Origin of the sequence: Actinoplanes sp. NPDC024001 (assembly GCF_040638955.1) — a bacterium.
Taxonomy (GTDB): Bacteria; Actinomycetota; Actinomycetes; order Mycobacteriales; family Micromonosporaceae; genus Actinoplanes.
This window is the reverse complement of record NZ_JBEZZB010000039.1, coordinates 54,695-68,047: the sequence shown is the minus strand read 5'-3', so window position 1 is coordinate 68,047 and position 13,353 is coordinate 54,695. Positions and strand designations below refer to the sequence as shown.

14 protein-coding genes are annotated in these 13,353 nt (G+C 71.7%); 6 read left to right on the top strand and 8 right to left on the bottom strand.

Translation table 11 applies throughout. The annotated features are described in order from the left end of the window. On the top strand, nt 1-815 hold an 815-nt coding region (locus AB0F81_RS17615), incomplete at its 5' end, for an alpha/beta hydrolase (RefSeq protein WP_360198152.1). On the opposite strand, the gene AB0F81_RS17610 is transcribed toward AB0F81_RS17615, so the two are convergent. Both AB0F81_RS17610 and AB0F81_RS17605 read right to left on the bottom strand, forming a co-directional pair. Next, nucleotides 805-1,443 (bottom strand): hypothetical protein, encoded by a 639-nt coding sequence (locus AB0F81_RS17610; protein ID WP_360198149.1) that lies wholly within the window; start codon nt 1,441-1,443, stop codon nt 805-807. The two genes, AB0F81_RS17615 and AB0F81_RS17610, sit on opposite strands and share 11 nt — an antisense overlap. Before the next feature lie 45 nt (nt 1,444-1,488). After that, nucleotides 1,489-3,102 (bottom strand): methyl-accepting chemotaxis protein, encoded by a 1,614-nt coding sequence (locus AB0F81_RS17605; RefSeq protein WP_360198146.1) that lies wholly within the window; start codon nt 3,100-3,102, stop codon nt 1,489-1,491. Between the two features lie 187 nt (nt 3,103-3,289). Here AB0F81_RS17605 and AB0F81_RS17600 point away from each other — a divergent pair, with 187 nt between their 5' ends. The 3 genes from AB0F81_RS17600 (at nt 3,290) to AB0F81_RS17590 (ending at nt 4,708) form a co-directional block, all read left to right on the top strand. Then, nucleotides 3,290-3,913 carry a TetR/AcrR family transcriptional regulator gene (locus AB0F81_RS17600; RefSeq protein ID WP_360198143.1) on the top strand — a complete coding sequence of 208 codons (624 nt, stop codon included), beginning with the start codon at nt 3,290-3,292 and terminating at the stop codon, nt 3,911-3,913. A 96-nt stretch (nt 3,914-4,009) separates the two neighbouring features. After that, nucleotides 4,010-4,357 carry a hypothetical protein gene (locus AB0F81_RS17595; protein ID WP_360198140.1) on the top strand — a complete coding sequence of 116 codons (348 nt, stop codon included), beginning with the start codon at nt 4,010-4,012 and terminating at the stop codon, nt 4,355-4,357. 54 nt (nt 4,358-4,411) lie between these two features. Beyond that, nucleotides 4,412-4,708 carry a hypothetical protein gene (locus AB0F81_RS17590; RefSeq protein WP_360198137.1) on the top strand — a complete coding sequence of 99 codons (297 nt, stop codon included), beginning with the start codon at nt 4,412-4,414 and terminating at the stop codon, nt 4,706-4,708. A gap of 60 nt (nt 4,709-4,768) precedes the next feature. On the opposite strand, the gene AB0F81_RS17585 is transcribed toward AB0F81_RS17590, so the two are convergent. Beyond that, nucleotides 4,769-5,095, bottom strand: coding sequence for a DUF6223 family protein (locus AB0F81_RS17585; protein ID WP_360198134.1), 327 nt, complete (start codon nt 5,093-5,095; stop codon nt 4,769-4,771). A 156-nt stretch (nt 5,096-5,251) separates the two neighbouring features. On the opposite strand from AB0F81_RS17585, the gene AB0F81_RS17580 reads away from it, so the two are divergent. Together AB0F81_RS17580 and AB0F81_RS17575 are read left to right on the top strand one after the other, a co-directional pair. Next, nucleotides 5,252-6,418, top strand: coding sequence for a sensor histidine kinase (locus AB0F81_RS17580; protein ID WP_360198131.1), 1,167 nt, complete (start codon nt 5,252-5,254; stop codon nt 6,416-6,418). After that, complete coding sequence (locus AB0F81_RS17575) at nt 6,415-7,074, top strand: response regulator transcription factor (protein ID WP_360198128.1); 660 nt, start codon at nt 6,415-6,417, stop codon at nt 7,072-7,074. The genes AB0F81_RS17580 and AB0F81_RS17575 overlap by 4 nt, the downstream gene beginning before the upstream one ends. Before the next feature lie 80 nt (nt 7,075-7,154). On the opposite strand, the gene AB0F81_RS17570 is transcribed toward AB0F81_RS17575, so the two are convergent. The 5 genes from AB0F81_RS17570 to AB0F81_RS17550 form a co-directional block, all read right to left on the bottom strand. After that, entirely contained in the window at nt 7,155-7,607 is a 453-nt protein-coding gene (locus AB0F81_RS17570) for a GNAT family N-acetyltransferase (RefSeq protein WP_360198155.1), read from the bottom strand. A gap of 129 nt (nt 7,608-7,736) precedes the next feature. After that, a complete protein-coding gene (locus AB0F81_RS17565) occupies nt 7,737-8,273 on the bottom strand; it encodes a flavoprotein (RefSeq protein WP_360198125.1) in 537 nt (178 codons plus the stop codon). After that, nucleotides 8,270-9,661 carry a helix-turn-helix transcriptional regulator gene (locus AB0F81_RS17560; protein WP_360198122.1) on the bottom strand — a complete coding sequence of 464 codons (1,392 nt, stop codon included), beginning with the start codon at nt 9,659-9,661 and terminating at the stop codon, nt 8,270-8,272. Before AB0F81_RS17560 ends, AB0F81_RS17565 begins: the two co-directional genes overlap by 4 nt. Nucleotides 9,662-10,192: 531 nt before the next feature. Beyond that, complete coding sequence (locus AB0F81_RS17555; protein WP_360198119.1) at nt 10,193-10,867, bottom strand: CPBP family intramembrane glutamic endopeptidase; 675 nt, start codon at nt 10,865-10,867, stop codon at nt 10,193-10,195. 189 nt (nt 10,868-11,056) lie between these two features. Then, nucleotides 11,057-13,189 (bottom strand): MMPL family transporter, encoded by a 2,133-nt coding sequence (locus tag AB0F81_RS17550; protein WP_360198116.1) that lies wholly within the window; start codon nt 13,187-13,189, stop codon nt 11,057-11,059. Nucleotides 13,190-13,353 lie beyond the last annotated feature (164 nt).

The window sequence follows — 13,353 nt, the reverse complement described above, 5'->3', positions numbered from 1 at the left end:
GCGGACTTCAACGACCGTGGAGCGCACGTAAGACCGGGACTCGTCCCGGCGGCGCGCAGAGAAGCGGTAACCCACCCGGACGCCGCGTGTTCCACCCGCAGCGTGGAGGGAATCTCCGTCCTTCAGGGCGGAGAGGATGTCAATCCGCCACCCCGGACGACTTCGACTACACCTTCGACGGGCACGCCGCGTTCCTGGAACGCTTCACCGACGCCCTGAAGCTCGACCGGTACGCCGTCTACCTGCACGACTACGGCTCCCAGCACGGGCTGCGCCTGGCCCTGGCCCGCCCCGACCGGGTGGCCGGCCTGATCATCCAGAACGGCGACATCTACGAGGATCAGCACGGTCCGAGGTACGCGCCGCTGAAGAAGTTCTGGGACGACCCGACTCCGCAGGGCCGCGCCGAGCTGGCCGCGGCGGTCAGCCTGGAGGGGTTCCGCGACGAGTTCCGCGGCGAGGTGCCGGCGGAGACCGCCGAGCGGATCAGCCCGGACCTGTGGACGCTGTCCTGGGCGCAGCTGAACACCCCGCAGCGCCGGGAGCACCTGACCAACCTGCTCGCCGATCAGCGGCACACCCGGCAGTGGTTCGGCCCGCAGCAGGCCTATCTGCGCGAGCACCGCCCGCCGGCGCTGATCGTCTGGGGGCCGCACGACGGCTACATGCCGGCCGACGCGGCACGCGCCTACCTGCGGGACCTGCCGGACGCCGAACTGCATCTGCTCGACGGCGGGCACTGGCTGCTGGAGACCCACCTGGACGAGGTGGTCGCGCTGGTCCGGCCGTTCCTGGCCCGGATCCTCAGCTCCTGAGCCGGGCGATCTCCGCTTCCACATCGGCCAGGAACAGGGCCAGGTCACGGTGCGGGAACTCCGGGTTGGCCCGCTCCCGCATCGTGCACTCGCCGTGCAGCACCCACCCGGCGCCGTCCTCGGCCCACCGGTAACCGCCCTGCTCGGCGCAGCGATGCCAGTGACGCAGGTGATACTCCACCTGCTCCTCGTGCTCCGGCCCGGGCCCCAGGCTGCGCAACGCGGCCGCCAGCACCGGCCGGGCCTGCGCGAGCTCCGCGTCGCTGGTCATCGGCGTGAACCGGGACAGCAGCGCGACCAGCGGCCCCGGATGCCGCAGGCCGGGATCACGCAGCGCGGCGAGCTGAGCGATCCGGTCCAGCTCGGCCCATCGCAAGAACCAGGGAAGGTACGCACTCGCGTCGTCGTCGTAGCCCAGCTGGGGCAGCACGTCGGCACCGTGGCGCAGCCGGACCCGGATCAGGGTGGGGTTCAGCAGCGCCTCGATCTCCAGGCTCCGCTCCCCCGCGCTGAGCAGCCGCAGCTGCACAGCCGAGGCGGGAGAGCCGCCCGCCGAGTCCCGGTAGCCCGCCCAGAACCCGGGGTCGAACACGATGCGCCGGATCAGGTCATGCGTCGCCGGAACCATGGCGGGGATCCTGTCAGCCGTCCCCGCCGCGGCGCCACCCGGGCGTCAGACTCGGAACTGCCCCACCAGGTCGCGCAGCTGATGCGACATGCCGGCCAGCTGCTCCGCGGTGTCCCGCGACTGCACCACCCCGTGCGCGGTGTCCTGGCTGGCGGTGGCGACACCGGTGATGCCGGCGGCGATCTCCCCCGAGCCGGTTGCCGCCTCCGCGATGCTGCGGCCCATCTCCGCGGTGGTCGCAGTCTGCTCCTCGACCGCGGCCGCGATCGTGCTGGAGTGCTCGTTGACCTCACTGATGATCTCGGAGATCCGGGCGATCGCGGCGACAGCCGCCTCGGTGTCCTCCTGGATGGCCTGCACCCGGTCACCGATGTCGACGGTGGCGCGAGAGGTGGCCTGGGCGAGGTCCTTGACCTCCCCGGCGACCACAGCGAAGCCCTTGCCCAGCTCACCGGCGCGGGCCGCCTCGATGGTCGCGTTCAGCGCGAGCAGGTTCGTCTGCTCCGCGATCGAGGTGATCAGGGCGACCACGCCGTTGATCTCGCCGCTGGACCGTCCCAGCCGGCTGATCGTCTCGCTGGCGGTCTGCACGCTCTCCACCCCGGCGGCGGCCACGCCGGCCGCCCGGCCGGCGCCGTCGGCGATCTCGCGGATCGCGGCGTTCATCTCCTCGGTTCCGGCAGCCACCGTCTGTACGCTGCGCGACACCTCCTCCGCCGATGTGGCGATCCTGTCCGACTGCCCCGACGCCGAGTCGGCAGCGCTGGAGATCTGGGCGGAGGTCGCCGTCAGCTCGGAGGCCGCGTCGGAGAGGGTGCGGCTGTTCTCGGTGATCGTGGCGAACGCTTCGCGCAGCACGTCAAGGGTGCGGTTGACGGCGCGGCCCATCGAGGCCAGCTCGTCGCGGCCTTTGTCCGGCGCCCGCACGGTCAGATCCTTGTCGGCCACCGTCCGCAGCACCGCGACGGTGGCAGCCAGCGGCCGGGTGATGCTGCGGGTGACCACGAGCGCGACGAACACGGCCAGCACCAGGCAGAGCAGCCCGGCGATGACCATGAAGGTCTCGGACGTGCCGGCGGCGTCGTCGGCGGTCTGCTGGGCGGTGGCCGCACGGGCCGCGGTCAGCGCCACCAGCTCGTCGACCGCGCCGACGATCGTCGCCATCAACTCCAGGGCCTCGCCGGAGACCAGCGCGTTCGCCTGCTGGGTGCCGGCGCGGGTGCCCGACCGGTAACCGGCGATGATCCGCTCGTCGACGGCCATGAACTGGTCGAACGCCTCCTCGGCGGTGTCGATCAGAGCCCGTTCCGCGATGACCTCCTGCAGACCGCGCAGCTTGGCGAGGTCGTCCTGGAAGGCGGCGCTGGAGGCCAGGAACGACGCACGCTGCCCGACCGTGTCCTCGGTGGCGCCCTTGACCCCACGGATGGTGTCGAACGCATACCCGGTCTGCCAGCCGTTGAAGTCAGCCGTGCGGAACTTCGCTTGCAGCGCCGCCGCGCTGACCGCGTTCGCCGCGACCAGATCGCGGGTGGCCTGGCGGGCCCGCTCCTGCCCCCACAGCCCGACGCCGACCGCGGCGAGCATGCAGACGCAGATCGCGAAGAACGCCGCACCCAGGCGCGCGCCGATCCGCAGATTCCGGAGAAATCGCATCATCACTGCTGACGATACGGACCTCCGGGTGCGATTCCGCCGTTCCGAAAACCAAGCGGCCCCGGTTTTCACCGTGCATGCTGGCGACCATGCCCACCGGTGACGCCCGTGCCCGGCTGAGCGCCGGCGTACGGCGCCGCCCTGACGGCGTCACGGTGCCGCCGCCGGGTGTGCACCGGCAGGCGCCCTGATGCCCCGGCGCACGCCCGGCGGATACCGGGTCGGCATCGCCCGCCGGCAGGCGATCCTCGACGCGGCGACCGGCCAGTTCGCCCGCGGCGGCTACCACCGGACGGCGATGGCCCGCATCGCCGCGGACGTCGGGCTCACCGAAGGCGGTCTGCTGCACCACTTCCCGTCGAAGAAGCACCTGCTGCTGGCCGTGGCCGAACGCCGCCTGGAGACGACCGCGGCCTGGCTCGGCGAGCTGCCGCCCGGCGCCCCGGGCCGCGACGTGCTGCGCAAACTCGTCGAGGTGACCGGCCGCCACCTGGCCGAACCGGGCCTGATCGAACTCACCGTGCTGGTGTCGGCGGAGGCGGCCGACGCCTCCAGCCCGGCACACAGCCTGTTCGCCGCCCGCTACGACAACGCGCTGGTCGGCCTGGCCGGCCGGCTGCGGGCCGCGGTCGACAGCGGCGAGTTCCGGCCCGGGACGGACTGCGTGGCGGTGGCGCGGGAGTGCATCGCGGCCAGTGACGGGCTGCAACTGCAGTGGGTCCTCAGCGGAGGCGGCCTGGACCTGGTCGGCGCGGTGCGCGCGCATCTGGATCGGCTGGCCCGCACGGTGACAGCCGATGGCCGAGGTCTCTGACCGACGCCCGGCCGTCAAGGGGTTGCATCCGGTACCCAGGTACCGGCTTACCGTCGAACGGACGGCGCTCGAGGCGCCCTGTTCGAGGAGGTCAGCATGTCTTTCGTGGTTCCGGACGCGTGCACGTTGCCGACAGCACAGCGGCCGATGCGGCTGGCGGAGTTCGACGAGCTGTTCGCCACCGCGGTCCGTGCCGTCGAGCAGATCGACACCACCCACGCCCGGCTGCATCTGACCGGCCCGGCCGGGCTGGCGGCCCGGGTGCGGGACCTGACCGCTCGGGAAACGGAGTGCTGCTCGTTCTTCGCCTTCACCACCACACCGCGGCCGGCCACCGACGGCGAAGCCGTGGTGCTGGACATCGAGGTTCCGGCTGCTCACGCCGCCGTGCTCGCCTCGCTCGCCCAGCGGGCGAGCGCCGTCGCCGCGGGACCGACGTCATGACCGCCCTGCCGGGCCTCACCTGATCATCGGCACCACGCCTCCGAGAGGACCTGCATGAACCACCCCGTTCCACCCCCGATTCCGGTGGTCGTCGACAACGCTCCGCCGCGCCGGAGCAGCATCACCGGCGGGCTGGCCGTCCTGGCCTGCGCCGCGTGTTGCGCGCTGCCCCTGCTGATCGCCGCGGGCGTGCTCACCGGCGCCGGGGCCGCGATGCTGGAACAGGCCCTGCTGGCCGCCGCTGCCGGCCTGGCAGCGCTGGCGCTGGGCATGTGGTGGCTGCACCGGCGCCGCTCCGCCCGGCACGCCGCACCGGCCGCCGGTTGCGGCAGCACCGGATGCGGCTGCTGACCGGCATACTGTTGATCATTCTGGGCTCGACCACGCCCGGAGCGCACGTCCCGATCGAACTCACCCCGGCCGGCGTGCGGCGGCGGCCTCGCCGGCTCGGCGGCGGGCGCGGGTCACGGCGATGACGCCGCAGGCGGCGCCGAGCACGCCCAGCCCCACGGCGATGACGGCGCCGGCCAAGCCGTTGCCGGTGCCGAGGCCGCCGGCCGCGTTGGCCGCGTGCACTCCGCCGACGGCCACGCTGAACAGGCCCGCGAGCATCGCCGCCCACGCGCCGGGAGCGCCGGGACGGAACACGGCACGCCATCCGATGATGACGCTGGCCAGGCCGAGCACGGCGACCACGGTGGGCACGAGCCGGCCGGAGCCGACCTCATATCCGAACATCACCCTCTCCCTTCGGTCGGTCTGTCATCCGATCGTCGGGCCCGGGAGCCGCTGCCCGCGTCTGCCGGAACGCGGCAACCACTACGCCGCCCGGCGTACGCGGGGGACGCTTCTCGGCGTACGAAAGGGGGCGTGCCGGCGTCCTATGATCGCGGCATGCGGTGGTTGCGACTGCCGGCCTGGGTGCAGGACCTGCTGCTGGCCGTCTTCATCACGGTGATGCAGGTCCAGGGCACCGTCACGCGTGCCCACGCCGGGCCCGACGGGCTGGAACCGCCCGGATACGCCCTGTTGATCGTCAGCGGCGCGGCCATCACGGTTCGCCGCCGCTGGCCGGTGCCGGTGTTCGCGGTCACCGCGCTGGCGAGCCTCAGCTACTACGCGCTCGACCTGCCGGACGGGCCCGGGTGGCTGGCTCTGTTCGTGGCCCTCTACACGGTCACCGCGCACGGCGACGGGCGGCAGTCGGTGCTGATCGCCGGCGGCGGCATCCTGCTCCTGTCCGCGTTCTGGCTGGTCGCGGCCGCCGACATCGAACCGCCGGAAGCGATCGGCTGGGTGTTCTTCCGGATCGGCGCCTCGATCATGAGCGCCGCGCTGGGTGAGAGCGCCCGCTCCCGGCGGGTCATCGCGGCCGAGGCCGTCGACCGCGCCGAACTGGCGGAACGCACCCGCGAGCAGGAGGCCCGCGCCCGCGTCGACGAGGAGCGGCTCCGGATCGCCCGCGAGGTCCACGACACCGTCGCGCACGCGATCGCCATCATCAACGTGCAGTCCGGCGTCACCGCGCACGTGCTCGACAAGCGTCCCGAGCAGGCCCGCGCGGCGTTGCAGGTGATCGAACGCACCAGCTCCCGGGCCCTGCACGAGATGCGGGCGGTGCTCGGTGTGCTGCGCGACGGCGACGACGACCTGGCGCCGTTGCCCGGCCTGGGGCAGATCGGCGAACTCGCCGCGAAAGCCCGGCAGGCCGGCCTCGACGTCGACTTCCCCGGCGGCCCGCCGCCGGCCGAGGTGCCGACCGCGGTGGGCACCGCCGTCTACCGCATCGTGCAGGAGTCGATCACCAACGTGATTCGCCATGCCGGGACGACCCGGGTCACGGTCGCCGTCGACTACGGCGCTGACGCGGTGCGGGTGCGGGTCGCCGACGAGGGCCCACGCCCGGGTTGCGCGCCCTGCGGTGCGGACGGACCCGGCCGGGGCATCCTCGGCATGCGGGAACGATGCCAGCTGCTCGGCGGCGAACTGGAAGCCGGTCCGCTGCCCGGCGGCGGCTTCGCGGTCACCGCGCGGCTGCCCCTGACGCCGGCCTACACATGACGATCAAGGTGTTGCTCGCCGAGGACGAGCAGTTGGTGCGCTCCGGTTTCCGGCTGCTACTCGACACCGAGGACGACCTGACGGTGGTCGGCGAGGCCGCCAACGGCGCGGAAGCCGTCGAGCTGGCCCGTTCCGCCCGGCCGGACGTCGTGCTCATGGACATTCGCATGCCGGTGCTGGACGGCATCGAGGCGACCCGGCGGATCGCGGCCACACCCGGACTGGAACAGGTGCGGGTGCTGATCCTGACCACGTACGACACGGACGCGTACGTCTTCGACGGTCTGCAGGCCGGTGCCAGTGGATTCCTGTTGAAGGATGCCGGCCCGGCCGAACTGCTGCATGCCATCCGCGTCGTCGCCGCAGGCGACGCGCTGCTGGCGCCACGGATCACCCGGCGCCTGATCGCCCAGTTCACCGCCGGCCGCTCAGCCGGCCGAGCCGGCGCCGAGCGCCTGTCCGTGCTCACCGACCGCGAGCGCGAGGTGCTGGCGCTGGTCGGTCAGGGCCTGCGCAACGACGAGATCGGCGCGGCGTTGTATCTGAGCCCGGACACGGCCCGCACCCATGTCAGCCGGGCAATGGGCAAGCTGGGCGCCCGCGACCGGGCCCAGCTGGTGGTGATCGCCTACCAGACCGGCCTGGTCGTCCCGTGAGCCCGATCGGGTCGCGGTCGGTGCTGGTTGGCGTCGCAAGGTCAGCGGGAGGATCGAGGACGCGTGAGGCCCAGGGCCTTTCACAGCTCTTTGGCGTAGTAGACCAAGGTCCATGACCAACTGGGCCGGCGTTCGCGCCCCACCTCTCGGTATCCGAGGCCGTCATAGAAGGCCATAGCTTCCGGTTGGTTCGTCGCTGTGTCCAGGTGCAGCGCGCGTATGTCGAGTTCCCCGGCACGCTGTTCCAAAGCTGTCATCACTGCGCGTCCGACGCCGCGACGGCGGGTCGCTGGATGCACCCGCACGCGCAAGACTTCTGCCCGCTGCTCTCCCGACGGCCGGAGGCCGCCCATACCGACAAGATGACCGTCCAGCTCCGCGATCAGGAATTCGCCACCGGTGCGCAGGAAGCAACCGGTGATGTCGGCCAGATCGGAGAAGTTGACGGGCGGGCTCGCCGCCGGCGGCAGCGGTAGAGGAACGGAGGGATTCGCCGTCGCGCCGATATTGGGCAAGTCGTTCAACGCCCACACCGTCGGCGCGTCGGCGTCCGTGAATCTCCGAACCCTGGTCACGGCTCACACCATGCATCAGGCGCCCGGCAGTAGCGAACCGTTTAGGTCGGCCGAGGCAGACCGTCGCGATACGACGGCGACAAGGCTTCAAGCCTGTCTCAGCGTTTGCAGGGCGAGTTGCCATGGATAGGCATCAATGAGGTCGCCACCCGAGCCGGGGGTGTGGGGCTCGAACTCTCCCGGGCCCAGCAGGACGCGCACTCCTTCGGAGCGCAGCTGCTCGACACTTCGGCGGAATGCTGTCCGCGCCGCCAAGGCGCTGTTGACGAACGGCAGCACCACCACGGGGATACCGAGGCCGGGTGCCTCAGCCAGTAATCCGAGCGCGTAGGTGTCGGAGATTCCCTGCGCGAACTTGTTGATGGTGTTGTAGGTCGCCGGCGCGACGATGATGGCGTCCGCTCGTGGTGACTTGGGTTCGCCGGGTGTGCGGTAGCGGCTGCGCACGGGCCGGCCGGTCTGCTTCTCCAGGGCGGCTGCGTCGATGAAGTCCAGCGCCGGCGGGGTGGCGATGATCTGGACAGTCCATCCGTCGTCCTGGGCGAGTGTGACCAGTCGGCCGGCTTCGCCGGCGGGGCCGGCGGCGCACACGATGACGGAGAGAAGCTTGCCGGCCGAATTCACGCGGTGATTCCGAGGGCGTCGGCGAACTCTCGGGCTTCGTGGCGGACGCTGATCGGGGCGGTGGTCGCCAGGTCGCCGACCAGGCGGCGCGTGGCGGGACGGCCGGTGATCTCCTCGGGAGCGATCTGTTCTGCCGCTCTCAGCACCTGGAACGCACGCTCGTGCTTACCCCACATGACGAACGCGCGGGCGGTGTCGAGCAGCAGGGTGGCCCTGCGTTCGTTTATGGGCAGGGCGTCGATGCTCACCTGGCGGGCGTATTCGATCGCGCTACCGGCGTCGCCCATCGTCAGGGCGGCGTTGACCCGGTGACAGAGCACGTTGTTCGGGCCGAATGCGGTCCACATGTGGTTGCCGTCGTGGCCCAGACGACGGCCGGCCTGCTCGGCCTCGTCCAACAGCTCGGCGACGGTGTAGCGATCCCCGCGCTGGGCTGCGGCGATGGCTCCTCGCAGGAGCAGCGCGCCGTACACCGACAGGTCGTTGTCTGACGGCTGGCCGAGACTGGTGTCCATGCGCCGGGCCGCAGTGCTGGCGTTACCGGCGGCGGCCCGGTGGTGACCTCCGTCCATGAGGGCGTGCGTGATGATTCGGGCGCTGGAGCCGATCATCAGCGGCGCCTCGGACAGCTCGGCGGCCCGCACGCTGCGATCAGCGGCAAGCCAGGCCAATCCCTTGTCTTCCTGCTTGAGCATTACCGAGGCGGCCACGTGGTACGTCTCGGCGGAGAGCGCCTGGGCTCGTCGCTGGTCGTCGCCGTCGAGTGACGTGCATGCGGCACGGAGGGAACGCAGCAACGCTGGCAGCATGGTCAACACGTCGCCGTACCGGCACGCCTGGTAGTCCTGCTTTGCCTGAGTGACGGCAGCCGTCATCGAGGTCAGCGTCGGGACGCCGGCCACCGGCGGGGAGCACTCGGTCAGCGCTGCGGCTAGCTCTTCGAGGGCGTTGTCGGGCCGGACGCCTCCGAAGATCGTGGCGGCGGTCAGGCCCACGAAGGTACGGCGTTGCACGCTGTCGTCCTCTCTCGGCCGGCTCGCTTCCACGCTACGGGCGGGAACCACGGTGCCCGAAGCGGTCGCCCTGGAGCCATCTTGGGACGGGATGCCGTCCGCTGCCCGGGGAGCGAGGCCCAGAGCTGCGCGAGCCGTGTCGGGAAGACCCAAGCCGTCGGCTATCCGCTCGAACACCGCCAGCGCAATCACCCGCTGGTTCCCGCTCATGATTTCGCTGATCTTGCCTTGGCTCATTCCGGTCAGGCTGCCGATGGCGGTCTGCGACATCCCGGCGTACTGACGGATCAACCGGAACGTCTGAGCGATGTCACGGGCCTGCAATGCCGCGAGCATGTCGGGCCTACGCCAGATGGAGCCGGGAATCTCAGGCATCTGACTGATCTTCCTCCGGTGAAATGCGCGGTCGCGCGCTGAACCATCCTGGCCCGCCGATGGGCGATCCCGTCAAGGGATACCACCTCGCCATGGGCAGGCGCGGTCTTCCGATGGACCCTGGAGGCAGGACGAGCGAGCAGACCATTGAGGCCCCCGCGCCTTGTCAGCGTGGCTACGGAATCCCGTGGACCGGGCGCGGGCTCAATGCCGAGGGGATCGACGATGACACAGGACCGGCGCCCCGAAGCAATCGGCCGGGCTCGGACAGCCGCTGCGGCGCTTCCTGACGGGGTCACGCTGAGGCAGTCCATGCTGGGGGGTCAGATGGTCATGCACCGAGGAGCCCTCGCCGGTTGGCTGCGGCCGGAGGGCGCTCAGTGGGGCGCGTACACCCCGGCGAGGCCGCCGGCTCCCGGCCAGTTCCTGGGTGCGTTCGATCACGACGTATCAGCGGTCGGCCGGATCCTGTCTGCTGCTGGTTTCATATCGATGACCGCGGGGTGGCGGCCGTCGTCGGATCGAGAGATCTCAGGCGAGGCGGACAGCGGCCAGCGCCGCGGTGACCAATAATCCCAGGCCGTTGGTGGCCCAATGCAGTGCCGCGACGGCGAGCAGGCTTCCGCTGCGGCGGCGCAGTTCGCACAGCAGCAGGCCGGCCAGGGCGGTGAAGCCGACCGCGCCCAGCACCGCCAGCGCCTGGCCGACCAGGTCGGTGCCGAGCACGGCGCCCACCGCCTGGTTGGCCTGGGCGAGGCGCAGGGACGGCAGGATGTGCCAGAGGCCGAACAGCACCGACGAGGTGATGCTCGCCCAGACCGCCCCGCGGTGACGGTTGACCATGCCGAGCAGGACGCCGCGGAAGGCGACCTCCTCCAGCAGGACCGTTCCCAGCGGCACGACCACGAACGCGGTCATCAGGGCCGCGCTGAACTGCAGGTGGTAGCGCACGTCGTCGAACGCGGGCCGGGTGAGCGGGATGGCGACGCCGATCGCGTAGACGACCGCGACCGCGAGGACGGCGCCGACGGCGTATTTCAGGCCGGGGACCAGGGTGCGCCGGGACAGGCCCATGTCGTGCCAGCTGAGGCCGACCCGCCGGCCGAGCAGGATCAGTCCGAGCGCCACGAGGGGCCCGGCCACCAGCCCGGTACGCGGCGGACCGTACTTGGCGGCGACGTTGACCGCGGCGAGCACGACGAGCATGGCACCGAAGACGAGGACCAGACGCCGGCGCGACGGGTGACCCGGACGGTCGGCAACAGAAGGGTGATCAAGGGCGACATTGGGCATAGCGGGCCAGACACTACCCGGCCCGCGAGCCTCACATCGGACGAATGTAACGCTGTGTGACCTTAAACTCGTCACCCGGGAGGACGACCCGAGGCCGGCCCCCTACCGGTGTTCCAGTGCCAGCCGCGGCAGCCGGCGCGCCAGGCCCGCCGGCAACCACCAGGCCCGCGCCCCGAACAGGTGCATCACCGCCGGCAGCAGCAGGCATCGGATGATCACCGCGTCGATCAGGACGGCGACCGCCAGACCGAGGCCGAACTGCTGCAGCATCCGGTCCGGCGAGAGCACGAACGCCCCGAACACCACCACCATGATCGCCGCCGCCGCGGTGACGACCCGCCCGGTCGTGGCCAGTCCTTCGCGGACCGCGCCGCGGGCGTCACCGGTGCGCTCCCACTCCTCATGCATGCGGGCGAGCAGGAACACCTCGTAGTCCATCGACAGGCCGAACACGATCGCGAAAATCATCACCGGCACGTAGGCCTCGATCGGCCCGGGCGGTACACCGAAGGCTCCGTGCTGGAACACCAGCGTGATGACACCCATCGCCGCGCCCACGCTGAGCAGGTTGAGCACCGCGGCCTTCACCGGGATCACCAGCGACCGGAACAGCACGAGCAGCAACAGCGCCGACAACCCGACGACGACGGCGATGAACAGCGGCAACCGCTCGGCGATCGCGTCCGACACGTCGATGACGGCGGCCGTCGGCCCGCCCACCAGCACGGTGACGTCGTTGTCCCGTGCCACCGGTGCCAGCACGTCGTCACGCAGAGTGGCGACGAGTTCCGCGGTCGCCTCGTCCTGCGGGGCCGACGCCGGATAGGCGATCACGGTGGCCACGTCACCGCCCGCAGCGGCGAAGGGCGCGATCGCCGCCGCGACACCCGGAGTGGCCGCGATCGCCTGCCGCACGGCCTGTGCCGCGCTCTGCACCGCCTTCCCACCGCCGTCGACCACGACCACGAGCGGCCCGTTGAACCCCGGACCGAAGCCTTCGGCCAGCAGGTCGTAGGCCCGGGTGCTGGTCTTGCTGTCGGCGTCGTTGCCGGCGTCGGCGAAACCGAGGCGCATGTCGAGCACCGGCGCGGCCAGCCCGAGCAGCGCGACCAGCGGCAGCAGCACGGCCGGCCACGGCCGGCGGGCGACCCCGTCGCTCCACCGCCGCCAGACGCGCCCCTCTTCCCGTGCGGTGCGGCCGCGCTGCGCCCGCCGGGTCATGGTCCGCTCGAGGCGCGCGCCGAACAGGCTGAGCAGCGCCGGCAGCAGGGTCAGCGCCGCCAGCATGGTGACCAGCACGGTGACCGCCAGCGCCACCGCCACCCCCTGCAGCGCGCCGAGCCCGAGCAGCACCAGACCGAGCAACGCGATGATCACCGTCGTGCCGGCGAAGAACACCGTCCGCCCGGCGGTGTCGAGCGCGGTGCGCACCGCCGCCGCCCGCTCGGCCCCAGCGGCCAGCTCCCCGCGGAACCGGGAGAAGACGAGCAGCGCGTAGTCGATGCCCACGCCGAGGCCGACGAGGATCACCAGCGGCGTGGTGAAGTCGGCGACGGTCGCCACGTGCGAGGCGAGCACCACCAGGCCGATCGCGGTGCCGACGGCGAAGACCGCGATCACGATCGGCAGGCTCGCGGCCAGCAGCGAGCCGAAGAGCAGCACCAGCACCACCAGAGCCGCCAGCAGCCCGGCTCCTTCCGCGGCGCCGCCTTCGGCCTCCTCGGCCGCGCGCGCCGGGTCGCCACCCACCTCGACGGTGAGGCCGGGCACCTGTGCCGTCTCGATGATCCGGCGGGTGTCCTCGGCGGGCATCGCCTCGGCCCCGACGTCGAGCGTCACCGTCGCATAGGCGATCGTGCCGTCCTGCGACACCGCGGTGAACGGCGCCGCCACGTCAGCCACGTGCGGCAGCTGCCGGACCTGAGCCAGCATCCCCTCGACAGCCGCCCGGGTGGCTGGCCGCTGCACTCCGGCCGGATCCTGCACGACGATCTCCAGCGTGCCGCCGGCCCGGGCCGGCGCCCGCTCGGCCAGCACATCCTGCGCCTGCTGCGACTCGGCCCCGGGCAGGGTGAAGTCGTTGCGGTAGTCGTCGCCGGCCAGCCCGGCCCCGGCGGTCACCCCCGCCACGACGACCACCCACAGCAGCAACGCGGTCCAGCGGCGCCGATAGGACCAGCCGGCCAGCCTCTCGAACACGCTGCGCCGGCGCGCCCGCACCGCGATCCCGCTCATCACAAGGTTCCCTCCGCCTGCGAAATGACGACGGGAACCGACGCTAGGGACGACGGCCGCTCCGCCGAATCGCCCTGAGGTGGGCTTCGCTCGTACCCCCACAGGGGGATGCGGGATGCTCCCCGTGAGGGACTCGCCGCCCGGTCCTGCGCCCGTACGCTGTT